Source organism: Ruegeria sp. CDSC002 (assembly GCF_059610905.1).
In genome coordinates this window covers 21,899-45,457 of sequence record NZ_JBXWOM010000007.1, presented here as the reverse complement: position 1 = coordinate 45,457, position 23,559 = coordinate 21,899, and the positions used below count along the sequence as shown (strand labels likewise).

The 23,559-nt window shown below is 58.6% G+C and carries 24 protein-coding genes; 5 read left to right on the top strand and 19 right to left on the bottom strand.

Annotated elements, in window-relative coordinates:
• Nucleotides 1–39: 39 nt before the first annotated feature.
• The 10 genes from AC2FJE_RS14110 to AC2FJE_RS14065 form a co-directional block, all read right to left on the bottom strand.
• Nucleotides 40–486: a YtoQ family protein gene (locus tag AC2FJE_RS14110; RefSeq protein ID WP_472722792.1), complete on the bottom strand. Its 447-nt coding sequence runs from the start codon at nucleotides 484–486 to the stop codon at nucleotides 40–42.
• Nucleotides 487–567: 81 nt separating this feature from the next.
• The gene (pheT, locus tag AC2FJE_RS14105; protein WP_496758421.1) at nucleotides 568–2,964 is read right to left on the bottom strand and encodes a phenylalanine--tRNA ligase subunit beta; all 2,397 of its coding nucleotides are present in this window, start codon (nucleotides 2,962–2,964) and stop codon (nucleotides 568–570) included.
• 78 nt (nucleotides 2,965–3,042) lie between these two features.
• A complete protein-coding gene (locus tag AC2FJE_RS14100; RefSeq protein WP_496758425.1) occupies nucleotides 3,043–3,837 on the bottom strand; it encodes a CE1 family esterase in 795 nt (264 codons plus the stop codon).
• A gap of 199 nt (nucleotides 3,838–4,036) precedes the next feature.
• Nucleotides 4,037–4,516, bottom strand: a complete 480-nt coding sequence (locus AC2FJE_RS14095; RefSeq protein WP_496758428.1) for a hypothetical protein — start codon at nucleotides 4,514–4,516, stop codon at nucleotides 4,037–4,039.
• Nucleotides 4,513–5,586 (bottom strand): phenylalanine--tRNA ligase subunit alpha, encoded by a 1,074-nt coding sequence (pheS, locus tag AC2FJE_RS14090; RefSeq protein ID WP_496758430.1) that lies wholly within the window; start codon nucleotides 5,584–5,586, stop codon nucleotides 4,513–4,515. The genes AC2FJE_RS14095 and pheS overlap by 4 nt, the downstream gene beginning before the upstream one ends.
• A gap of 65 nt (nucleotides 5,587–5,651) precedes the next feature.
• Nucleotides 5,652–6,719 carry a Hint domain-containing protein gene (locus tag AC2FJE_RS14085; RefSeq protein ID WP_496758432.1) on the bottom strand — a complete coding sequence of 356 codons (1,068 nt, stop codon included), beginning with the start codon at nucleotides 6,717–6,719 and terminating at the stop codon, nucleotides 5,652–5,654.
• A gap of 118 nt (nucleotides 6,720–6,837) precedes the next feature.
• Entirely contained in the window at nucleotides 6,838–8,208 is a 1,371-nt protein-coding gene (locus AC2FJE_RS14080; protein ID WP_058273615.1) for a glutamate--cysteine ligase, read from the bottom strand.
• Nucleotides 8,209–8,272: 64 nt separating this feature from the next.
• On the bottom strand, nucleotides 8,273–8,800 hold the full coding sequence (locus tag AC2FJE_RS14075) for a hypothetical protein (RefSeq protein ID WP_058273616.1): 528 nt from the start codon (nucleotides 8,798–8,800) through the stop codon (nucleotides 8,273–8,275).
• Complete coding sequence (locus AC2FJE_RS14070) at nucleotides 8,797–9,645, bottom strand: GNAT family N-acetyltransferase (RefSeq protein ID WP_496761073.1); 849 nt, start codon at nucleotides 9,643–9,645, stop codon at nucleotides 8,797–8,799. The genes AC2FJE_RS14075 and AC2FJE_RS14070 overlap by 4 nt, the downstream gene beginning before the upstream one ends.
• Entirely contained in the window at nucleotides 9,642–10,367 is a 726-nt protein-coding gene (locus AC2FJE_RS14065) for a 16S rRNA (uracil(1498)-N(3))-methyltransferase (RefSeq protein ID WP_496758438.1), read from the bottom strand. Before AC2FJE_RS14065 ends, AC2FJE_RS14070 begins: the two co-directional genes overlap by 4 nt.
• 12 nt (nucleotides 10,368–10,379) lie before the next feature.
• Between AC2FJE_RS14065 and ubiA the strand changes: the two genes are divergently transcribed.
• The 4 genes from ubiA to AC2FJE_RS14045 all read left to right on the top strand — a co-directional run bounded on the left by ubiA (nucleotide 10,380) and on the right by AC2FJE_RS14045 (nucleotide 14,368).
• Nucleotides 10,380–11,342 (top strand): 4-hydroxybenzoate octaprenyltransferase, encoded by a 963-nt coding sequence (gene ubiA, locus AC2FJE_RS14060; RefSeq protein WP_496758444.1) that lies wholly within the window; start codon nucleotides 10,380–10,382, stop codon nucleotides 11,340–11,342.
• Nucleotides 11,343–11,407: 65 nt separating this feature from the next.
• Nucleotides 11,408–13,342: an OmpA family protein gene (locus tag AC2FJE_RS14055; RefSeq protein WP_496761072.1), complete on the top strand. Its 1,935-nt coding sequence runs from the start codon at nucleotides 11,408–11,410 to the stop codon at nucleotides 13,340–13,342.
• Nucleotide 13,343: 1 nt separating this feature from the next.
• Nucleotides 13,344–13,664: a hypothetical protein gene (locus AC2FJE_RS14050; protein ID WP_058278866.1), complete on the top strand. Its 321-nt coding sequence runs from the start codon at nucleotides 13,344–13,346 to the stop codon at nucleotides 13,662–13,664.
• Nucleotides 13,665–13,837: 173 nt separating this feature from the next.
• On the top strand, nucleotides 13,838–14,368 hold the full coding sequence (locus tag AC2FJE_RS14045) for a hypothetical protein (RefSeq protein WP_058278867.1): 531 nt from the start codon (nucleotides 13,838–13,840) through the stop codon (nucleotides 14,366–14,368).
• A 49-nt stretch (nucleotides 14,369–14,417) separates the two neighbouring features.
• Here AC2FJE_RS14045 and AC2FJE_RS14040 read toward each other — a convergent pair whose 3' ends face one another.
• The 3 genes from AC2FJE_RS14040 to pgsA are packed head-to-tail and all read right to left on the bottom strand — an operon-like array spanning nucleotide 14,418 to nucleotide 15,783.
• Nucleotides 14,418–14,861 carry a molybdenum cofactor biosynthesis protein MoaE gene (locus AC2FJE_RS14040; protein ID WP_282121369.1) on the bottom strand — a complete coding sequence of 148 codons (444 nt, stop codon included), beginning with the start codon at nucleotides 14,859–14,861 and terminating at the stop codon, nucleotides 14,418–14,420.
• 4 nt (nucleotides 14,862–14,865) lie between these two features.
• Entirely contained in the window at nucleotides 14,866–15,111 is a 246-nt protein-coding gene (gene moaD / locus AC2FJE_RS14035) for a molybdopterin converting factor subunit 1 (RefSeq protein ID WP_058278869.1), read from the bottom strand.
• Between the two features lie 3 nt (nucleotides 15,112–15,114).
• Nucleotides 15,115–15,783, bottom strand: coding sequence for a CDP-diacylglycerol--glycerol-3-phosphate 3-phosphatidyltransferase (gene pgsA / locus AC2FJE_RS14030; RefSeq protein WP_496758448.1), 669 nt, complete (start codon nucleotides 15,781–15,783; stop codon nucleotides 15,115–15,117).
• Nucleotides 15,784–15,961: 178 nt separating this feature from the next.
• Between pgsA and AC2FJE_RS14025 the strand changes: the two genes are divergently transcribed.
• Complete coding sequence (locus AC2FJE_RS14025; protein WP_282152573.1) at nucleotides 15,962–16,846, top strand: DMT family transporter; 885 nt, start codon at nucleotides 15,962–15,964, stop codon at nucleotides 16,844–16,846.
• On the opposite strand, the gene uvrC is transcribed toward AC2FJE_RS14025, so the two are convergent.
• From uvrC to AC2FJE_RS13995, 6 genes are all read right to left on the bottom strand, one after another.
• Complete coding sequence (gene uvrC, locus AC2FJE_RS14020; RefSeq protein WP_282152549.1) at nucleotides 16,843–18,717, bottom strand: excinuclease ABC subunit UvrC; 1,875 nt, start codon at nucleotides 18,715–18,717, stop codon at nucleotides 16,843–16,845. The genes AC2FJE_RS14025 and uvrC overlap by 4 nt on opposite strands.
• Before the next feature lie 290 nt (nucleotides 18,718–19,007).
• Entirely contained in the window at nucleotides 19,008–19,787 is a 780-nt protein-coding gene (locus tag AC2FJE_RS14015) for an SDR family oxidoreductase (protein ID WP_496758452.1), read from the bottom strand.
• Nucleotides 19,788–19,808: 21 nt separating this feature from the next.
• Nucleotides 19,809–20,771 carry a calcium/sodium antiporter gene (locus AC2FJE_RS14010; protein WP_058273628.1) on the bottom strand — a complete coding sequence of 321 codons (963 nt, stop codon included), beginning with the start codon at nucleotides 20,769–20,771 and terminating at the stop codon, nucleotides 19,809–19,811.
• A gap of 168 nt (nucleotides 20,772–20,939) precedes the next feature.
• Nucleotides 20,940–21,737, bottom strand: a complete 798-nt coding sequence (locus AC2FJE_RS14005) for a S49 family peptidase (protein ID WP_282121365.1) — start codon at nucleotides 21,735–21,737, stop codon at nucleotides 20,940–20,942.
• 104 nt (nucleotides 21,738–21,841) lie between these two features.
• Nucleotides 21,842–22,603: an ABC transporter permease gene (locus AC2FJE_RS14000; RefSeq protein WP_058273631.1), complete on the bottom strand. Its 762-nt coding sequence runs from the start codon at nucleotides 22,601–22,603 to the stop codon at nucleotides 21,842–21,844.
• Nucleotides 22,600–23,529, bottom strand: a complete 930-nt coding sequence (locus AC2FJE_RS13995) for an ABC transporter ATP-binding protein (protein ID WP_058273632.1) — start codon at nucleotides 23,527–23,529, stop codon at nucleotides 22,600–22,602. The genes AC2FJE_RS14000 and AC2FJE_RS13995 overlap by 4 nt, the downstream gene beginning before the upstream one ends.
• Between the last annotated feature and the right edge of the window lie 30 nt (nucleotides 23,530–23,559).

The window sequence follows — 23,559 nt, the reverse complement described above, 5'->3', positions numbered from 1 at the left end:
AAAGCACCCTGATTTCCCGCAAGGAAAACGTCGCGTGAGTTATTGTGGCAGCGCGCCCGTCAGAACATAACGCAGTACATCAACGACTTGGCTCGGTTGCTCGGCCACGGCCAGTGCCGCCGCATCCACCTCTTTCAACGCGTGTTGGTGATCAGGGCCGTGCAGCACAATCAGTGATTTCCCCAGGGCCGCAGCGTAACCCGCGTCAAATGCAGCGTTCCACTGTTTATACTTTTCACCGAACCGGACCACCACCACATCGGCATCCGCGATGCCCTTGCGCGTGCGGATCGCGTTGACCATTGCGCCTTTGTGGTCGTGCCAATACTTGTTTGGCTCGGCCCCCAGAATGGCCACACCGCAGTCATCGCTGGCCGCGTGATCAGTCACAGGACTGTTGAACGTGATGTCCAGACCCTGAGCGCCTTCGATGATCTGTTCCCGCCAATCGGTATGGATTTCGCCGGATAGGTAAACGTTCAGCATCTTTTGCTCCTCCGCAAAAACAGAAAGGGCGCCACCGCCCCTTCATCTTTTCAAAAAACTCCAGCCGGAGGCGGCCAGGCATCACCCGCGCAGAACGCCGCCGGTCGCTTTCGAGACCTTGGCGATGATCTTCTCGGCCACCGCTTCGATATCTTTTTCCTTCAAAGTCGCATCCGTCGGTTGTAGGCGCACGGTGATGGCCAAGGACTTCTTGCCCTCACCCAGACTTCCACCGATGAATTCGTCAAATACGCGGACATCCTCGATCAGCGCCTTGTCAGCACCGGCCGCGGCGTTCACCAGCGTCAGTGCTTCGACGCCCTCATCGACAACAAAGGCAAAGTCCCGCTCGACCGCTTGCAGGTCACGCAGTTCCAGCGCAGCGCGCGTGGCACCGGATTTACGCGGCTGAGGCACCTCATCCGGCCAGATGGTGAACGCCATCGCCGGGCCTTTGATATCCATCGCCTGCAACACCTGTGGATGCAGTTCGCCAAAGACACCCAACACCTTTTTGGGACCCAGACAAATTTTGCCGTGACGACCCGGATGCCACCAGGCGTCACCGTCGCGCAGGACCTGCACCTTGGCGGGTGCACCAATGGCCGTCAGCACGGCCTCGGCATCTGCTTTGGCATCGAACACGTCAACTGGGCGCGAGGCACCGTGCACGTCCTTGGGGCCGTTGCGACCGACAAGCAGCCCGGTAATCTGGGTTTTCTGATCGCCAGGTTCGCCGTCATGGAAAACCGGGCCAACCTCGAACAGCGCGACATCTGCATACCCTCGCGCCTGATTACGGGCGGCGGCCTGCAGCAGACCGGGCAGCAGATCCGGGCGCATATGGCTCATCTCGGACGAGATCGGATTTTCCAACTGCGTCGCTTCATCCCCGCCACCGAACAAGGCAGCCGAAGCCTGATCGATGAACGTATAGCTGACGCATTCATTGTACCCCAGCGCCGCACAAGTGCGACGCGCCATCGACTGCCGCCGCTGCGTCGGGGTCATCACCGCCTTGGGAATACCATCCGTCACACGCGGCAGCGGCTTGCCCTGCAGTTTGGTCAGGGATGCGATACGCGCGACCTCTTCCACCAAATCAGCTTCGCCCATGATATCGGGGCGCCAGCTGGGGACATGCGCCATCTCGCCTTCCAGACGGAAACCTAGGCGGGTGAGCGTCTGGCGTTGCTCGCTTTCCGGAATGTCCATGCCCACCAGCGACTGCACGCGTTCAGCGTCCAGCTTGTAAGCGCGCGAGTGATCCGGTGCCTTGCCAGCTTCGACCACTTTCGAGGCTTCGCCACCGCAGATATCCAGGATCATCTGCGTCGCATGTTCTAACCCTTCCAGCGTGTATTCAGGGTCCACGCCACGTTCGAACCGATAACGCGCGTCCGAGTTGATCTTGAGCGCACGGCCGGTCAACGCGATCTGCACATGATCCCAAAACGCGCTTTCAAGGAACACATTCACGGTGTCCTCGGTACAACCAGTTTCCTCACCGCCCATGATCCCGGCAATCGACTCCGGGCCCTTATCGTCCGAAATCACCATCATACCGGGCTGCAGGGTGTATTCTTTCTCGTCCAGCGCAACCAGCTTTTCACCGCCCTTGGCACGGTGAACGCGCAGGTTGCCCTGCACCTTGTCCGCATCGAAAACGTGCAGCGGGCGATTCTGGTCGAACGTCATATAGTTGGTGATATCCACTAACGACGAGATCGGACGCAGGCCGATTGCCTTCAACTGATCCTGCAGCCATTGCGGGCTGGGGCCGTTCTTGACCCCTTTGATCAGGCGGCCAGTGAAATGCGGCGCACCGTCCCGCGTATCCTCGTCGATCGTTACGTTGATCGGGCTTTCGAACTCACCCGGCACCGGTGTATAGCCGCGTTCTTTCAGCGTACCGACGCCACGTGCAGCCAAATCGCGAGCGATCCCGGCCACGCCCAGCGCGTCGGGGCGGTTCGGCGTGATCGCGATCTCGATCATCGTATCAACTTTTGCCGGCTCGTTCTCGGCCAACCAGTCGACGAATTTGTCGCCGACTTCGCCCGAGGGCAGCTCGATGATACCGTCATGTTCTTCTGACAGCTCCAGCTCCCGCTCCGAGGCCATCATGCCAAAGCTTTCGACGCCGCGGATCTTGCCCACGCTGATCGTCAGATCCAGACCGGGGATATACATGCCCGGCTTACAGACCACGACCGTGATACCTTCGCGTGCATTCGGCGCGCCGCAGATGATCTGCAGATCGCCTTCGTCAGTCGCGACCGTGCAAACGCGCAGCTTATCCGCATCCGGATGCTTTTCCGCGTGCTTCACATAGCCCAGCGTAAAACCTGCCAGACGGTCCGCCGGGTTCACGATCTCTTCGACTTCCAGTCCAAGATCGGTCAGCGTCTCTGCAATCTCATCCACCGACGCATCGGTGTCGAGGTGGTCTTTCAGCCAGGAAAGAGTGAATTTCATTGCACGGGGCCTTTTTTGGCAAACATCCAGTCGGCACAGGCAATGGCAAAGATTACGCCAAGGTGCAAGCGCTGTAAGTCACGGATAGGTAGGGGTGCGGCCCAAAAGCTCGTCGAGTTGCCGCCCAATCCAGCCATGCGGGATGAAATGCCCACCCGGATGTGTATCCAGCGCGACCTGACCCTGGGCGCAGTCGGTCCACTCCACCCGGTTGAGCGTCAGGATCGGCACCACGCTCCAATCCCCGCGCGGCGTCGCGGTTTCACACCCGAACTTCTGCCGCCACAGTGCCACCGGATAAGTGGTGTCGCCATCCGCGCCATAGGGGAAATCCATCACCGTATCGCTGAGGCCGTGAACATGGCGCACTTCGCGCGGGGCCTGCGGGCAATCCTCGGTCTGCCGGATCGAGCCTGCGACCGCCAGCAAAGCGGCCGTGTCATTGCCCGACTGGCACACATAGCGCCACGCCATCGCACCGCCAAAGGAATAGCCCGAGACATAGATGCGGTCCGGATCAATCGGATAGCGTTTGGCCACATCCTCAAGCACCCGGTCGGCAAAGGGGACATCGCGCGTGTCCGAGGTCCAGAAATTCCAGCTTTTGCCCAATCCGTTCGGGGCCACCAGCAACACGCCACGCCGTTTCGTGGCCCCTGCGATGCGCTCGTGATTCACCACAACATCGCCTTGCCGCGCCCAGCCGTGGAAATGCAGCAACACCGGCAGAGGCGTTTCGCCATCCCACCCGTCCGGTTCCAGCACATGATACGAGCGGTCGCCGACCTGACAGGCGGTATCGCCGTGACAGGATTCTATGGCGGTGGCTTGGGTGGCGGTCAGCAGGAGAAGGCAGAGCAGTCGGTAAATCATCCGTCGAAACTTAGCGAGCCTGCGCTCGCTGTCACGTCACAACCCCGTGGGAGATTGTGACAAGCCGCGCCATCGCCGGACCGCGGGATGGCGATCCTCGGTTCGTGGTGTGCAATTTATGGTAGTCAGATCCGCGCTTCGATTTTTCCTAGGGGTAATTGAAGAGTTAGTAGCCCCAGAACGTAAACAAAGCAGGTACTCAAGATTCTGTTGGTTTGAAACGTATGCGTTTTGTCTTCACGAATGGCCACGACAACACTGTCTCGTCGAGGTCCATCTTCATTTCGTTTTCTAGAAACTCTTTTTTGGCGTTAATCTCGCTGACAATTTCCGAAGGTTCTAATTCGGGTCTATAGCCTCGATCTGCCTCTTTCTTGAATTGAAAAACCAATTCTCGAAATGCGTAGTACACCCCTGCCGCATCATACAGCTTTAAAACGGATAGTAGTCTAAGCGCTTCCAACGAATTCTCATTGTTGGCCGTGTAGCCGACATCATCCATTTTTCCGTCAATCAAATCCTTAAACAGGAGATCTGATTGACGGAGCACTTTCACGAACAGCTCGCGTTTTTCTTTACGAAGCAGAAATTTATGTTCTAGAGAGCGTTGCCAGCTAAATATCACTGTCGAAGCCAATAACCCAACAATAGCTGCCGAAGTTACCCAGCCTGCGCTCACCGCGACAAACCACCATGCAGGTTCGGCATATCCAGTGCCGCAAACCCATAATGACGTAGCCAGCGCAGGTCGGAATCAAAGAACGCGCGCAGATCAGGGATGCCGTATTTCAGCATCGCCAGACGGTCGATGCCGATGCCAAAGGCAAAGCCCTGATAGACATCCGGATCAATCCCACCGGCGGCGATCACCTTGGGGTGGACCATGCCCGAGCCCAGAATCTCCATCCAGTCGTCGCCTTCACCGATCTTCAGCTGGCCATTGTCCCAGGAACAGCGGATGTCGACTTCGGCTGACGGCTCGGTGAAGGGGAAATGCGAGGCGCGGAAACGCAGTTCGACATCGTCGACCTCAAAGAACGCTTTCACGAACTCTTCCAGAACCCATTTCAGGTTCGCCATCGAGATGTCCTTGTCGATGGCCAGACCTTCGACCTGATGGAACATCGGGGTGTGGGTCTGGTCATAGTCTGCACGATACACGCCGCCCGGACAAATGATGCGGATCGGCGCGCCCTGTTTCTCCATCGAGCGGATCTGGACGGGCGAGGTATGGGTGCGCAGCACATGTGGCGGGCGGTTATCGCCCTCGGCGCGGTGCATATAGAACGTGTCCATCTCGGCCCGCGCGGGGTGGTGGCCGGGGATGTTCAGGGCGTCAAAGTTGTACCAGTCGTCTTCGATCCGCGGCCCTTCGGCCACCGAAAAGCCCAGTTCGGCAAAGATCGCGGTCAGCTCCTCAGTCGCTTGGCTAACTGGGTGGATCGAGCCCTGACGGCGCGCGCGGGTTGGCAGAGTCACATCCAGCCATTCTGTGCGCAGGCGTTCGTCCAGCGCGGCATCGGCCAAAGCGGCTTTCTTGGCGGACAGGGCCGAGTTGATCTCATCCTTCAGGGCATTCAGCGCGGGGCCAGCGACCTGACGTTCCTCGGGCGTCATCTTGCCCAACTCGCGCATCTTCAGCGCGACTTCGCCTTTTTTGCCGACAGCCGCGACACGGATCGCTTCGAGCGCGTTTTCGTCGCCTGCATCGGCGATCTGACCCAGATATTTTGCCTTAAGATCGTCCATGACGGTTCCCTGAATGCTGTTGAAGCTCTGCTATCACAGCAGTCTGCGAAAGCAAGAGGGGCGGATCAGATCGCCCGCAGCATTGCCACTTGTGGGCCGCACCGGACCGGGCGAACAGTCGGGCCATAATTTTGCGGCTGATCCAAAAGCTCGGGGAACAGGGCGAACAGCTCGTCTGCGGCTTCGCGATCAAGGCTCGACAAGCCCTGCGCCCCGGGAAAGAAGCTTTCCGAGATCAGGCCAGAGGTCGACACCAGTTGATGCCGGTCAAAGAACAGGTGGACATAGTGGACAAGGTCGCAAGGCGCGGATGTGATGGTCGTGTCATTGACCATTGATTTGGCCGCCACAAGAACCTCATCTTCTCCGAACAGCAGCTGCGCCTGCCAACCTGAGACCAGCAGGCGGTGTTGCGGCGAGACGTAAATGTCCCTTTCCGCCCCCAACGCGCCGGAACGGATGCGAACGGGTGCAAAACGACCCCGTCCTGAAACAGTGCAGCCACCGGACCAGCGAATGATGCAAGCACCATCGTCCTGCGTTAGCACCAGGTCACCCGGCCCCAGAGTTTCAACCCTGCGCGGGCCGTCTGGCGTGTCGACCAACGTGCCAGCCGCGAAACACGGCGCGCCTGAATCGCCGGGTGAGAGCGGCGCATGCACCAGTGTGTCCGGGTTGGGCTGATTGAATTGCAGGGTCGTTGTGGTTTGGTTCGGCCCGACAAGAACCGGCAGATTTTCCGAAGTTTCCCCGGCGGCCAACCCGTTTTGAGCGACGATATCTGTGGTTCCACCACCGATATCGTAGAAATCAATGACCTCGCCCGTCGACGTATTGGTCACCGCATAGGCTTCATAGTTGGTAGAGCCACCGCCATTGGGATCGGTCAGCAGGATCGGAAAGAAATCCGCTGAAATCACAAAGACCTGTTCGTTATTGTCAGGGTCTGTCGAGACCTGAACCGACGGGTGATCCAGCGGAATTTCGATCCCGACCTGACCATTCGCCTGATAGAAGGACACAGTGAAATTGGCCGGATCCTCATCGGATCTCAGCGCAACCTCTAGGAACTCGGACACACCGCTTTGGGCGGCATAGGCATTGGAATAATGCAGTTCGCTGATACGGGCCATGACGCCATCACGCTCGGGAATATCCCGCCAATCATACTCGAAGGACCCTGCCGCATGGCAAGGTCACATCGCGTTAATTGGCAAATACTCTCCTAAAGGCAACAGACCTAAGAGACAGTCAGTAACTGAAATCGGGATAAATCCGGGTCAGATCGCCGTTCCAGTCGCCGTTATAATGATCCAGCAATTCATCCGCCGGAACCTTGCCTGTTTCGATACTGTCCTTGAGCGCATTCAGGAAATGCGTCTCATCCGGTACCAACCCACCTGCACCGGGAAAGGCGCGGGATTTCAGGCCGGCTTGGGCGATCGAAACCACCTCACCAGCCAGATCGTGCATGTTGATGTCGCCGACCTGCGCCTGCAAACCGTCCCGGGCCGCGGCAACCCGCAGCTCTTCGCGCGTTTCGGCGTCCCAGCCTTTGACCAGATCCCAGGCCGCATCCAACGCACCCTGATCATAGGTCAAACCCACCCAGAATGCGGGCAAGGCACACAGGCGCCGCCATGGGCCACCATCGGCCCCGCGCATCTCCATGAACTTCTTGATCCGCGCCTCGGGGAAGGCTGTGGTCAGGTGATCCGCCCAGTCTGACAAAGTCGGCGTTTCGCCCGGCAATGCAGGCAGTTTGCCTTGCAGAAAGTCACGGAAGGATTGACCCAGCGCGTCGATATACTTGCCGTCGCGATAGACGAAATACATCGGCACATCCAAGGCGTACTCGACCCAAGCCTCGAACCCGAACCCGTCTTCGAACACAAAGGGCAGCATACCGGTGCGCGCATCATCCAGATGACGCCAGATATAGCTGCGCCAGCTTTTCTGACCGTTTGGCTTACCCTCAAAGAACGGCGAATTGGCAAACAGTGCGGTTGCCACCGGCTGCAACGCCAGCGCGACGCGCAGTTTCTGCACCATGTCGGCCTCGGATCCAAAGTCGATATTGACCTGAACCGTACACGTCCGGCGCATCATCGACCGGCCCATGGTGCCGACCTTTTCCATGTAGTCATTCATCAGCCGGTAACGCCCCTTGGGCATCAGCGGCATTTCCTCGTGGGTCCAGATCGGGGCGGCCCCAAGGCCGATGAAGCCGACACCGATCTTGTCCGCGATATCCTTCACATCGCGCAGATGCGCGTTCACCTCGTCACAGGTTTCATGAATGGTCTCAAGCGGCGCGCCTGACAATTCCAACTGCCCACCGGGTTCCAGCGAGACATTGGCGCCGTCCTTTTCCAGCCCGATCAGCTTGCCGGCCTCTTCCACCGGGGCCCAGCCGTGCAGATCGCGCAGCCCCTGCAGCACCGCAAGAATGGAACGCTCACCCTCAAAGGGCAGCGGTTTCAGCGTATCTTTGCAATAGCCGAACTTCTCATGTTCGGTTCCGATGCGCCAATCCTGTTTGGGCTTGCAGCCCGATTCCAGATATTCGGCCAGTTGCTCATGGCGTTCGATCGGTCCGCCGCCGGACTGGGGAATGGACATGAACCGTGCTCCGATCCTGATGTGTCTGTCGTTTGGTCAGTCGTGGTCTTAAACCGCGCCAGTGTCAATGCAGCCTCAAATGGGCCGGACGCAGAGGCGTACGTTCCCAAATAACCACAGGATGCGTCGCGCCACCGTTTAGTTCCGACAGCATTTGTTCGGTTTTCAAGCCCGGAAGGGCCGAGAACACATCGAACAGCGCTTCGGCACCTTCCGCATTCACAGGAATGTGAAGCGTCGGCTGCCCCTGTTGATCCAAAATCCAATGCGCCGGGGACGATGTCGGGTCCAGCGCAAGGCGCTCGATTTCACGTGTCGCAACGATGCCGCCTGTCAGCGGCCCTAGGTAAGTGATCTGACCTTCATCGATTGTCACCAGACCGGGGCCACCTGCACCGGTACGGAACCGGGCGCGCTGAATGCCAATAACGGCCAGCGCCACCGAGACCGCGATCAGAACCCAGCCCAGCCAACCGAGCAATCCACCGGGTCCGCCGATCCAGCTGAGGCCGACCAACAAGACGACCCCTGCCACCAGCACTTCGCGCCAGCGCCACAGGGCCAGTTTGGCTTCGGGTCGGATGAAACTCATGCCGTGTCCTCGGGGTTTTTGAACAGAATCAGGGAATAGTGGCCTGCTGGCCGGAACCCAATTGCTATATAGGCACGCGCGGCGGCATCGCTAGCGGCAAACAGAACAGCGCGGGTTGCGCCGTTGCTGTGCGCCTCGCGTAGATGCAGCGCCACTGCCAGTCGCGCGTATCCATGCCCCCGAAGATCGGGCGGCGTGTACACGCCCCCAATCTGGACAACCTCTGGCAAACGCGAGTTGAACCCGGTCATTCCTACCGGCTGGTTATCCATCAACAAGGCCCGATGAGAATCGCGTTCGATATAGGCAGCGATATCTTTTTGTGCCTGAGGTTGCGCGCGTTCGGGGTCAAAGCCCATTGCTTCGATCAGATAGTCTTGCCGCCATCCCACTGTTATAGATCGGTCCAGTTCATCCAGCGGCACCAGTTTCGCGCCGGTGGCGTCCGGCATGACAAGATTTCTCAGATCCAACGAGAACCCCGGCTCGTCACTGTTTAGGGTTGCAGGCCTGTCTTCCCATCCCGCAAGCTGCATGATCCGACCGGCTTGAGTGGCCTCAGCCGCCAGGCCGAACAACTTGCGCCCTCGGATCAGGCGAATCGCATGGCTCAGTTCATCATCCGAACATTCAGGGCATTGCGGCAGGACCATACCTTCGTTGGTAATTCCAAAAACCGCCCGTGGGCCATCACCCAATATCCACAAGTTCACGGCGCGCGGGTCTGAGCCGCGCAAGCCGAAATCCCGCAGGTTCGCCAGAGGGAACATGGACGTCTGGATGTGTACGAACAGGAACCTGTCGATCTTTGGAACGTCTGCGCCTTGCGCTTCTTGCCAGTTCACACCCAGTCTCCCAGCGCCTGCTGCCACATGGTCAGCGCCGCTACGGCAGCCGTATCGGCGCGCAGGATGCGCGGGCCAAGGCTGACCACATGTGAATAAGGCAACGCGGCCAGCCTCGCGCGTTCACGCTCGGAAAAGCCACCTTCGGGGCCGACGAGAATAGCCCAGGGTTGGTCCGTTTCATTGCCAGCCAACCGCAGGGCCGAGCCTACCTCGGCCTCATCGCAGAACATCAGTTGCCGCCCCTCGGGCCAGCTTTCCAAAACGCGATCCAATCGCTGCAGATCAGCCACCTCGGGCACAAATGTTCCACCGCATTGCTCGGTCGCCTCAACGGCGTGCGCCTGCAAGCGGTCCTGACGAATGCGTTCCGAATTGGTAAATTCCGTTTGCACCGGCATGATCCGCGCCGCACCCATTTCCGCTGCCTTTTCAACGATAAAGTCAGTGCGCGCCTTTTTGATCGGCGCGAACAGGAACCACAGGTCTGGAGGCAGTTGCAGCGGTTTGGATTGCTCAACGCAGGACAAGACGCCGCCCCGCTTGCCTGCCTCTATTACCTCGGCCAGCCACTCTCCGTCCTGCCCATTGAACAGCGCGACCTGTCCACCGACGGACAGGCGCATGACGCCAAACAGGTAATGGGCCTGCTCGCGCGTCAAAGGAACCGATTGCCCCTGACCCAGAGGGTGCTCTACATACAGTCTGATTTTTGCACTCATGAGACCTTACATATGCAAGGCAATGCCCCAACACCAGACGGTCAGGTTGCCGACGCTGTCAGCGGCAACTGGGTCGATACATATGCGCCGGCGTTCACCCGTCCCTACCTGCGCCTGAGCCGCGCTGACCGGCCCATCGGCACGTGGTTGCTGTTGATTCCCTGCTGGTGGGGATTGGCACTGGCCATCCTCAGTGACGGCACCCCGCGGTGGGAGGATCTGTGGATCGCCATCGGCTGCGCCTTCGGAGCCTTTCTGATGCGCGGTGCGGGCTGCACATGGAATGACATCACCGACCGCGAATTTGACGGTCAGGTGGAGCGCACCCGATCCCGCCCGATTCCATCGGGTCAGGTCAGCGTGCGGCAGGCAGTGATCTGGATGGGGCTACAATGCCTGCTGGCGCTGATGATTCTGTTGACATTCAACCAGGCCGCAATTGCGATGGGCGTACTGTCGCTGTTGCCGGTGACGATCTACCCCTTTGCCAAGCGATTCACCTGGTGGCCGCAGGTGTTTCTGGGGCTGGCCTTCAACTGGGGCATCCTGCTGGCCTGGGCTGCCCACACGGGAACCGTGGGTATACCCGCAATCACGCTGTACCTAGCCGGGATCGCATGGACGCTGTTCTACGATACGATCTATGCCCACCAGGACGCCGAAGATGACGAACTGATCGGGATCAAGTCCACCGCCCGGCTGTTTGGCACCGACACTGCGCGATGGTTGAAGTATTTCCTGATGGCCACAGTGGCGCTTATGGGACTGGCAATCATCGACGCCGCGACGACCCAGGCGTCAATCATTGCCTTGGTAGTGGCCCTTGGCGGGCCTTGGGCGATGGGGTGGCACATGGCATGGCAATTGCGGGGGCTTGATATTGAGGACAACGCCAAACTGCTGCAATTGTTCCGCGCCAACCGCGACACCGGCCTTATTCCGCTGATCTTCCTTTGCGTCGCCTTGTTGCTCTGATTGCACCCGGGCCTAGGCCTCTGTAAGAGTTCTGAACACTCACCCGAGGAGTCGATAGTTCGCACATGCGTCTGCCTTATTTCTTCGTCGTTGCCTTTGTCTTCCTTGCGTCCGCCGGGCTGTCTCTGCTGGCGGCAAGCTTTGCCGTAACAAAGGTCGAAGAAGCCTCGGAATTCGCCGTTCGGCGTGCGCTGGACCTGAAAGGCCATAACTGGGCTGAGGTCCAGTCAGACGGGCTGCGGGTGGTTCTGACCGGCACCGCCACGGATGAGGCCACACGATTCAACGCTTTGACGGCGGCGGGGACCGAGGTCGACACCTCGCGCGTGATTGATGAAATGGAAGTCGCGCCTTCGACACAGTTGGCCTCCCCACGCTTTTCAGCCGAAATTCTCCGCAATGACAGCGGTATCTCGGTTATTGGCCTGATCCCGGCGAGCGAAGACCGCGACGCACTGACGAAAAGATTGCGAACGCTGAATGACGGGCCGATATCTGATTTGCTGGAAACCGCCGACTATCCAAAGCCCAAAGGCTGGGACGATGCGATCGCTTTTGCTGTTGAGGCGCTGACCCGACTGCCGCGGGCCAAAATCTCGGCCAGCCCCGGGCTTGTAAAGGTGACAGCAATTGCCGACAGCCAGCAGGAAAAAGAACGGCTGGAGCAAGAGCTGACGCGCGCGGCACCGCCCAGCCTGCGCATTGGCCTGTCCATTTCCGCACCGCGCCCGGTCATTACACCCTTCACCCTGCGCTATCTTATCGACGAAAATGGCGGGCAATTCGACGCCTGTTCGGCCCAGGATGAAAAGGCGCGGGACCGGATCGTCGCAGCCGCCCAGGATGCTGGTCTGACCGGGCCTTATTCCTGCACCATCGGTCTGGGTGAACCCTCGCCTCGCTGGCCCGACGCCGCCGTGTTAAGCATTCGGGCGCTGTCAGAAATCGGCCAGGGTACGGTGACTTTGTCAGATGCAGATATCACTCTGGTCGCGGCCGAAGGCACTGGTGCCGCGCTGTTTGATCAGGTGATCGGTGAACTGGAAAACGCGCTGCCCGAGGTCTTTGCCCTGCACGCGGTTCTGCCGGAACCCGAAACGGAAAACCAATCCGGCCCGCCCGAATTCTCAGCAACACGAAGTCCCGAAGGCCTGGTGCAAATGCGCGGCCGGCTAGGGGATGAAACCCAGCGCGACATGGTCGACAGTTATGCCCGTGCAGCCTTTGGTTATGAACACGTCCATACCGCAACCCGCGTGGCCTCTGACCTGCCCGCTGATTGGCCCATTCGCGTTCTCAGCGGGCTTGAGGCGTTGTCGCAACTGCACAATGGCGCGCTGACCGTGACACCGGACGAAGTGGTTCTGAACGGCATCAGCCACGATCCCAAAACCCGGGCCTATGTTTCGGGGCTCTTGTCGGAAAAATTGGGCGAGGCACAAGATTTCAGCCTGTCGATCACCTATCAAAAGCCACCCGAGCCCGCAGACAAGCTGCCCGACCCGGATGTTTGCGAAGAGCGCATCGCCGAGGTTCAGGCGGGTTCCAAAATCGCCTTTGAACCAGGTTCTGCCACGGTCGCCGCCGAATCGCGCGATACGGTCAATCAGATCGCCGACATCCTGCGGGAATGCGGACCCATCCGGCTGGAGATTCAGGGCCACACTGACAGCCAAGGTCGCGAAGAGATGAACCAGCAGCTCAGCCAGTCGCGTGCACAATCCATCTTAAATGAACTGCGCGCGCGGCGCGTGCCCACAGCCAGCTTTACCGCCTTGGGCTATGGTGAAACCCAGCCAATCGCCGACAATGACACCGAAATCGGGCGGGAAGAAAACAGACGCATCGAATTCCGCCTGATCCGGCCCGAATCCACCGCCGAATCTCAAACCGCGCTGGAAGCGATGGAAGACGAAACAGAGACGTCACAAGACGCAGAGCCAGAGGCCGAAGCCGCGGAAACGGATGCGGAAACCGACTCGGGCGCAGGGGACCAGTAAATTGAACAGAATCGAATTCATTATCGCGACCGCCGTCATATTGTTTGCCGCCTTTAGCATGGGATGGTTCGCCAACTGGCTGGCCCATCGCCTGTCGCGCGTCCGCCAAAGCGACGTCGCCGATCTGGACCGCATGAGCCAGGAGCTGCATGAGGCAGAAGAAACCCGCGACCAGGCCATCACCTATCTGCAGCAGCGCGAGGCCGAACTGACCAACCAGCTGACCCAGACCGAGGCCGAATTGGCCGCCGCCATGGACGGCCTGCGCGCCGCCCGGCAAGAGGCGGAAGAACTACGCGGGCGTATCAACAACGCGGATTGATCCCAGCCCCGGGCTTAATAGCTGACCCCGGTTGGGGCCGACTGCACCTTCGGCACAAATCAGCCGATCCGAGGCAATCGCCTTCAATTCTTACAACAAATTCAATATTAGGAATTGGTGCATTTTTTACACATGCACATCACTGTTCACTATCCAGAAAATTGGAGTGTACTATGAATTTCAAATCATCATTAACAACCGCTGCGACTCTAAGCATCTTCTCTGCTGTAGCCGCTTGGGCTTCAAGTGACGTCATACCGTCAGAGAACGATACCTTCACCAACTGGGGCGAAGAATCCGGTTGGACTATCTTTGTGGATGACTCCCGCGGGTCCTGCCTGATCGAGCGTATGGACGAAAACCAGAACGTCGTTCAGATGGGTCTGACCAAGGACCACGAGATGGGCTATCTTGGTGTGTTCACGAAGAACGACATTGGCCTGAAGGGTAAGAAGGAAAAGATCTTCCTGTCACTCGACGGCAACGTCTACGAAGCTGAGGCGCACAAGAAGACTAAGCATCTCGCCGACGGATATACAGGCGGATACATCCTTGCGAACAACGCCCAGTTTGTGGATGACGTCATGAACAAATACGAAATGACCGTGTTTCCGAAGAAAGAGTTCGCATTCACCGTTAGTCTGGATGGTACTAAAAAAGCCATCGAAGCGGCACGGCAGTGTAACACCGAACAAAGCACCTAACTCGCTATGATAGACCCGGCACCAGATAATCCGGTGCCGGGCACAGAACCTACCACCGCGTCAGCGCATCTTCATCCTCATCCTTGGCTGCGACCCATTCCGCGCCGGATGTGGTGATTTCCTTTTTCCAAAAGGGAGCGCGGGATTTCAGGTAATCCATCAGGTATTCTGCCGCCTCAAACGCATCCTTGCGGTGCCGCGCGGCAGTGGCCACCATCATGATCCGATCCCCCGGTGCAAGGCGCCCGTGGCGGTGGATCACCAGCACATCGCCCAACGACCAGCGCTGCTGTGCCTCTTCGGCGATTTTGGTTAGCGCCCGTTCGGTCATACCGGGGTAATGCTCGATCTCCATCACATCCAGATCGCCGGATGCCAGATCGCGCACCACGCCGGTAAAGGTCACAATGGCGCCGTTGGCATCGTCTCCGGCGGCGAAGGTATTGGCTTCGGCCCCAAGATCAAATTCTTCTTCCTGAACCGCGATGCGCATGGATTTAGCCGCCGGTCATCGGCGGGAAAAAAGCCACTTCGCGCACGCCAGAAAGCGATGCGTCAAAATCGGACAGTTCCTGATCCAGTGCCACGCGCAATGCGGACAGGTCCGCAAATGCGGCAGCATAGCGGTCTTCACGCGCGCTCAGCTCGGCGACCAAATCGGATACGGTTGCGGCCTCGGTTTCGATCCGCTCTTTCGGCAGGCCGATCCGTTCGCGTACCCATGCAAAATACAGCACGTCCATCCCTTAGCTCTCCTTCAGATGGGGCATGGCTTTACGTAGGTAGTCATAGCCGGTGATCAATGTCAGCGCTGCCGCGATCCACAACAGCCACAGCCCAATGCGACCGGACCAGAACATCGCCTCAAGGTGCCAGCGCATATGGTTCAGGTCTTCCAATTGACCCGTTAGAACCTGATCCATCGTTGCGGCATCCATGCCGAATGTAGCCATCACAAAATAGTGCTCGAAAATCCCCTGCGAAAACAGAACCGCGATCGCCACCATCTGAGCAGTCGTTTTCCATTTCGCCAGCTTCGTGACTTTCAGCGTTCCGGCTGTATCGCCGAGATATTCACGCAGGCCCGAGACAAACACCTCGCGGAACAGGATGACCGTCGCTGGCAGCACCAACCAGGGCGTCCAGTGCTCAGCGGAGTAACCCACAAGGATCATCAGCGCGATCACCACCATCGCCTTGTCCGCAATCGGGTCCAGCATGGCGCCGATCTTGGTTTCCTGTTTCCACGCGCGCGCCAAGTATCCATCAAACCAGTCGGTAATGGCTGCCGTCAGAAACAGGATCAGCGCAAACCAGTCTGCATAGGGTCTGGTGAAATACAGAAACATTATGGCCAGACCGGGCGCGGCCAGCAGGCGCAGGACGGTCAGGATATTCGGCAGGTTCCACTTCATGAAGCAGACCCTACATCGCTGACCGGGGACAGGAAAGACGGGGCGGAAAAAAACTGTACCGATCACAGAGGCTTGGTCAAAGCGCCGCAGTCCGGCGCGGCACCGGTTATTGGCCTTGGCCCCGGGTCGGATTGTCGTCAGAGTGCAGCCGACCAAGCCCAATGGCAAAGACGACCCGATGACCCCTAATATTGAGACCGACGCGCGCGCGAACCTGATCGGTAGCGCATGGATGATCGGCGCGATGGCATGTTTCGCACTGGAAGACGCGCTGCTGAAAGCGGCGGCGGTTGCCTTGCCCGTCTGGCAAATACTTGTCCTGTTCGGATTGGGTGGCGCGCTCATCTTTGCCTGTGTCGCAATGGCACGTGGCACGCAGCTGCTGCAACCGGATGTGCTGTCGCCTGCAATGAAGATCCGCGCGGTGTTCGAAATTCTTGGGCGGCTGTTCTACGTACTGGCCATCACATTGACGCCCTTGTCATCAGCAACTGTTATCCTGCAGGCCACCCCGCTTGTGGTCGTCGCCTGTGCCGCGCTTCTATTCGGAGAGACCGTTGGTTGGCGGCGGTGGAGCGCCATTCTCGTTGGCCTGATCGGCGTTGTGATCATCATCCAACCGACCGGAGACAGTTTCACCATCTTGTCTCTGTTGGCCGTGCTGGGGATGTTGGGGTTTGCTGGCCGTGATCTAGCCAGCCGAGTCGCACCCGCCAGCCTTGGAACCGAAGTTTTAGGGTTCTACGGCTTTGTCAGCGTGATTGTCGCCGGGTTTGCCTACAGCTTTTGGGAACAGGTCCCCATCGCGCCTGTGCCGTTGCTCACAAGCCTGCATATCGCCGGAGCCGTGGGCCTGGGCGCAATCGCATACACATCCCTGATGAAGGCCATGCGAACCGGAGAGGTGTCCGCCGTCACGCCCTTCCGCTATTCCCGCCTGCTGTTCGGTGTTGCCTTGGGCGTGATCTTTTTCGGCGAGGATCTGGACCAGACAATGTGGATCGGTAGTGGTCTGATCGTGGCCTCCGGCCTCTACATCCTGTGGCGCGGGCGCAAGGCCTAGCCCTTGTCGTGGAAGAAATCATAAACCTTCTGCGCCAACCCGGCTGAGATCCCCTCGACCGCTTTCAAATCCGCCAGATTGGCCCGGCTAACAGCCTTGGCACTGCCGAAATGCGCCAGCAATGCCCGTTTGCGCGCAGCACCAACTCCGGGGATTTCGTCCAACGGCGTCGCGCCGACCGCTTTGGCACGTTTGGCACGGTGAGTGCCGATTGCAAACCGGTGCGCCTCGTCCCGCAGACGCTGAATAAAATACAGCACCGGGTCATTGCGTTTTAAGGCAAAGGGGCGCTGGCCGGTACGATGGAACTCTTCCTTGCCGTGATCGCGATCAACGCCCTTTGCAACACCGACCATAGGGATATCTTCGACCCCATGTTCAACCATGATCTCGCGCACAGCACTCACCTGCCCCGCGCCGCCATCGATCAGTAACAGGTCGGGCCACATCCCCTTGTCACGATCCGGATCCTCTTTTTGCAGGCGAGTAAAGCGGCGGGTCAGAACCTCTTTCATCATGCCGAAATCGTCACCAGGGGTCAGATCGTCGCCGCGAATATTGAACTTTCGATAGGCATTTTTCATGTACCCTTCTGGGCCTGCCACGATCATCCCACCAACGGCGTTGGTGCCCTGGATATGAGAGTTATCGTAAACCTCAATCCGGTTCGGCGGGCTGTCCAGATCAAACGCCTCGGCCACGCCACGCAGCAGCTTGGCCTGCGTGGCGCTTTCCGACATCCGACGGGCCAGGGATTCCCGCGCGTTGCGCAAGGCCCCTGCAACCAGTTCTTGTTTCTCGCCGCGCTGAGGCACTAGGATTTCGACCTTGCGACCTGCCTTCTCGCTCAGCGCCTCGTGCATTAGATCGGCATTTTCGACGGCGTCCGACAGGATCAGCTGCCGGGGCGGTTCCTTGTTGTCGTAGAACTGGCCAAGAAACGCCTCCATCACCTCTGCTGCGGACACATCCGCACCGACACGAGGATAGAAATCTTTGTTCCCCCAGTTCTGATTGGCGCGGATAAAGAACACCTGAACACAAGCCTGCCCGCTGTCCATATACAGGCCGATCACATCCGCCTCAGCCACGCCGCGCGGATTGATACCTTGGGACGTCTGCACCTGCGTCAGCGCCCGAATGCGATCCCGTAGCCCGGCGGCGCGTTCGAACTCCATCGCCTCGGACGCGGCCATCATCTGTTCGGCCAGTTCCTCTTGCACTTTGGTCGACCGCCCCGACAGGAACCGCTCGGCATCTTTGACGCTTTCGCCGTATTCATCTTCCGAGATCAGGCCAACGCATGGCCCCGAGCACCGCTTGATCTGATAAAGCAGACAGGGCCGCGTGCGGCCGTCAAACATGGAATCCGAGCAATTGCGCAGCAGAAACGCCTTTTGCAGCTGGTTCAACGTTCGATTGACCGCGCCAGCACTGGCGAAGGGGCCAAAATAGGTCCCCTTCTCTTTCTTCGCGCCACGGTGCTTTTTGATCTGCGGAAAGGCATGGTCCTTGGCGACCAGAATATTGGGAAAACTTTTATCGTCCCGCAGCAGCACGTTGTACTTGGGCTTGAGCTGCTTGATCAGGTTCTGCTCAAGCAGCAGAGCCTCGGTCTCGGTCCGCGTGGTCAGGAACATCATCGAGGCCGTCGCCGCGATCATCCGCTCAATCCGCCCCGAATGTCCCGGCCGCGCATAGTTCGACACCCGCGCTTTAAGGTTGCGCGCCTTGCCGACGTACAGCACCCGGCTGTCCGCATCCAACATCCGATACACACCGGGTGAGCTGTCCAGCGTCTTCACATACCGCAAAATGCAGGCATAGCCGGTCAATTGAGTGTCAGGGGTCGAGTCGCTGTCTGTTGTCATTTGCCTGAGATATGATTCTCTGACCATGGCTGCAATCTTGTGGCCCCCAGATCAAGAGAAAACAAATCCACGGTTTCTGTGGATAAGTGTGAAGATAAGTTTCTGAGCGTGGCGAATTTCCCTTGATTCATTAAGGAATCCTTGATTTGCACAAAAAATAAGCAAATACTTAACTCATTGTTTTCATTGTATATAATTTCATTCACAAGGCAAGTGTATGAAAAAAAAGACATTTTTGTAACGCGAAGGTAACAGAACCGAGAGCGGTGCAAAACTTGCAGCAGTTTTACTTATTCAAGCCCCAGAACATCCGGTGTTTTCCACCCCAGATGCTGACCTCCGTCGACGCACAATAGTTGGCCTGTGACCGCATGCGCATCCAGGAAATAACCCAGAGCCGCGGTGATATCGGATGGGTTTGACCCGCGCTCCAGCACCGTGTTCGCGCGCTGCGCATTGAAGTGTTCTTGGCTTTGCCGATGACCTTGCATCGTTGGACCTGGCCCGATCGCGTTAACCCGGATCGCTGGCGAAAGCGCCTGCGCCGAGGTCCGCGTCAAGGCCCACAGACCCATCTTGGCAATCGTATAGGTCATGAACTCTGGCGTGAGCTTGCGCACCCGCATATCCACCATGTTCACGATCAGCCCGGTGGCAACAGGCTCACCCGCCTCGTCCCTGCCGGGCTTCAGCCCCTGGGCAGCCATGGCCTGCGTCAGGACGAAAGGCGCGCGCAGGTTGCTGTCGAGGTGCCGGTCCCAGCTTTGCCGCGTGGCGGATTGAAGGTTGTCGTATTCAAAGATCGATGCGTTGTTCACCAGACAGGTGATCGGTCCGCCCAGCGCCTCTGCCGCACGGGGCAGCAAGGTCAGGACCTGCGCCTCATCCAGCAGATCGGCGTGCAAGGCGACCGCCTTGCGCCCAAGCGCGTGCACCTCGGCTACGGTTTCGGCGGCAGGTTGTTCAGACGTCGCATAGTGCACTGCGACGTCATATCCCCGGTTTGCCAGATACAGGGCCATTGCCCGACCAAGACGAATACCTGCACCGGTCACCAACGCTCGGGCCATGGATTTCCCCCTATCTTCAGGTCACGCCAACAGCGAGACGATGTAGACGGCATACAGCAGCGTCAACACCAGACCCCAGCCGCGTGTGATATCTTGTTTCAAGAACACGAACGGGATCAACAGAAGCGATGCGCCCAGCATGACCCACAGATCGAAACGCAGGAATTCCGGGTCCACCGGGATACGTCCAAACAAAGTGGCGATACCGACGATGGCCAAAAGGTTGAACATGTTCGACCCGATCACGTTACCCAAGGCGACATCCGCTTGCCTACGTAAGGCCGCCATCACAGTCGTTGCCAGTTCCGGCAGGGATGTCCCAACTGCGATCAGCGTCAGTCCGATAATCGTTTCGCTGACGCCGTATGTGCGGGCAATGATCGTGGCGTTGTCGACCAATAGATGCGCACCCATCGGCAGGCCTATCAGGCCCAGGACCAGATAGATCGATAGTTTCCAATAGGGCATGTCCGGATCGGCCTCTTCCAGACCTTCCAGCTCATCCTCTTCCGCGCAGGCTTCACCGCAGGCTTTGCGATGCGCGCGCGCATCGCGGAACGCGTTAAGCAGGACCAATCCCAAAGCAGCCAGCAAGATCGCACCACTGGCAATGTTGAACACGCCGCAAAATGCCAGGCCGATGAACAGCACCGTGGCCAGCAGCATGAAAACATAGTTTCTTCTGGTGTTGCATTCGCTGGTGTGCAGCGTGGCAAGCAAGGCTGGCAAACCCAGAACCAGCAAGATGTTTGCCGTGTTCGACCCGACCACGTTACCCAGCGCAATCCCCGGCGCGTTTTCCTTGATCGCACTGATCGCGATTAACAGCTCGGGGGCCGAGGTGCCAAAGGCCACAATGGTCAGGCTGACGATCAGGGCTGGTACACCCAGGCGCAGGCTCAGGTTCACTGCGCCGCGGACCAGAGCATCACCTGCGAGAAGCAAGATCAGCAAGCCGAGGCCGGATAACAGCCATGCCGTCATGTACGGCCTCCTTTTTCGCAGGAGCAAGGCCCCTTACCGATACTGAACCGTCCACAGCGCGGACATCTTGCAGATTGCAACTTCTTCTGCCCCGGAAAGCGCAGCTTGCCGAACATCGCCAAGACACCCATGGCAATCAGGAAAAGGGTGACAATCTTGACAATCACGTCACAAACCAAAGCGCGCGTAAGCCGCCCGCTCCTCAATTCCGGTTATGGCGTCTTGCGCAAGTGTGGCACCGAACCGCGACCAGAACGGTTTGCGCAGGCCATAGCGGCGGAACTTCACCTTGTCGCCGAACCGCTCCTGCATTTTCGGCCTCAGGTGCGCGACGCCGTCAATCAGGCCCAGTTCCTGCGCACGCCTGGCAAGCCAGACCTCGCCGGTGAACAGATCCGCACTTTGATCCAGCTTGTCACCGCGACGGGCTTTGACATGGTCAATGAAGTTCGCGTGGATATCACCCAGCAACCCTTGCAGCCGCGCGACATCTTCTTCTTTCTCCGGCGAAAACGGGTCGAGCATTGATTTTGATTTGCCCGCCGTATGTACGCGCCGCTCGATGCCTTGCCGCGCCAGAAGGACATGCGCGCCAAACCCAGCCGAAATCACACCGATCGAACCCAGGACCGAGCTGTCATCCGCCCAGATTTCGTCGGCGGCAGCGGCCAGCCAGTAGCCGCCAGACGCTGCAACGTCTTCGACAAAGGCGATAACGGGGATCTCAAGCTCTTCCGACAGCCGCCGGATTCGCGACCCGATCAGAGAGCTTTGCACCGGCGATCCACCGGGCGAGTTGATCTCAAGCGCCACGGCCGCAGGTTTGCCTTTGCGAAACGCCTTTTCCAGAACGGGGGCCAGCGCGGTGTCGTTCAACGATCCACGCCCCGCCATTCCGATGGCGCCGGACAGGCGAACCACGGCCACGAGGGGCTGCTTTTTGACAAATGGCAGGCTGAGCTTCATGGGTGCCGATGTAGAGTGCAGCCGGGCCCTAAACAAGGGACCGTTCGGGCCTTAGACGTGACGTGAACCAAATTCACACACATGGCGGGCAAAAATGCAACGCCCTAGCTGCGAATGCGCCAACCGGTTTTGAAGATCCAGCCGATCACAGCCAGACAAGTCCCCGTGAAGACCAGAATCGCCAACAGGCTGAATCCGATCGGGACATCGGCCAACCCGTAAAACGACCAGCGGAACCCGGAAATCAGATAAACAACCGGGTTGAACAGGGTGATCGTCTGCCACACCGGCGGCAGCATCGAGATCGAATAGAACGTGCCGCCCAGAAATATCAGTGGCGTGACAACCAGTTGGGGCACCAAAGATATCTGTTCAAAGTTGCTGGCCCATATCCCGACGATAAAGCCTAACAGCGAAAAACTGAGGCAGGACAGGATCAGGAACGCCGCCATCGCAAAGGGATGTTCTATGCGTATGTCCACGAAGAATGTGGCTGTCACAAGGATTACCAGCCCGACAAATAGCGACTTGGTGGCGGCGGCCCCGACGTAACCTATTACGATCTCTATGAAATTCACCGGCGCCGACAACAGTTCGTAGATCGTACCAAGGAATTTCGGGAAGTAGATCCCGAATGACGCGTTCGAGATTGCCAGCATCACAACGGACAACATGATAAGCCCCGGCACGATAAACGCGCCATAAGATACACCCTCGACCTCTTGGATGCGGCTGCCGATCGCAGTGCCGAAGACCACAAAATACAACGAGGTCGACAGGACCGGCGACAGAAAGCTCTGCGCCAGAGTGCGGAAGAACCGGGCCATTTCGAACCGGTAGATTGCAGCGATGGCAGACCAGTTCATGCGGGTTCTCCGGATACCAGGTTCACGAAAATCTCTTCCAAGCTCGACTGCCGGGTCTGCACGTCGCGCAGAACAAGCCCCGCCTGCGCCACATCGTTCAGCAAAGTGGTGATCCCAGTGCGGTCCGCGTGCGTGTCATAGGTATAGACCAGCGCATCGCCATTGCCGTTCAGCGTCAGGTTATGCACAGCCAGACTATCGGGAATGGCCTGGATAGGATCGGCCAGCATAACCTCGATCTGTTTCTTGCCCATCTGGGCCATCAGGGTGTTCTTGTCCTGCACCAGCCGCAGCTCACCCTTGTCGATCACACCTACCCTGTCGGCAATGGCTTCGGCCTCTTCGATGTAATGTGTCGTCAGGATGATGGTGACCCCGGCCTTTTTCAGCTCGGCCACGATCTCCCACATGTCCTTGCGCAGTTCGACATCTACGCCGGCGGTCGGCTCATCCAGGAACAGCACGCGCGGCTCATGTGCCAAGGCCTTGGCAATCAGCACGCGGCGCTTCATGCCACCGGACAGTTCCTTGATCGCGTTTTTACGCTTGTCCCACAGAGACAGCTTGCGCAGGATCTCTTCGATCCGGGCATTGTCGCTGCCATATCCGAACAGGCCGCGAGAGAACCGGACCGTGTTCCAAACTTTCTCAAACGGCTCAAGCGCGATTTCCTGCGGCACCAGCCCGATCATCCGGCGCGCGGCACGAAATTCGGTCTGGATGTCATGCCCACCTACGGTAACGGTGCCCGAAGTCGGCGTGGTAATGCCACACACGGTGGAAATCAGCGTTGTCTTGCCAGCCCCGTTTGGGCCCAGCAACGCCAGAATTTCGCCCTGCTCGATATCCAAGGACACTCCTTTGAGCGCCTCGAATCCGTCGGCATAGGACTTACGCAAATCCCTAATGGACAGAATAGTTGTCATGCACATTCCCTGTTCTGGCGGGGACACTAC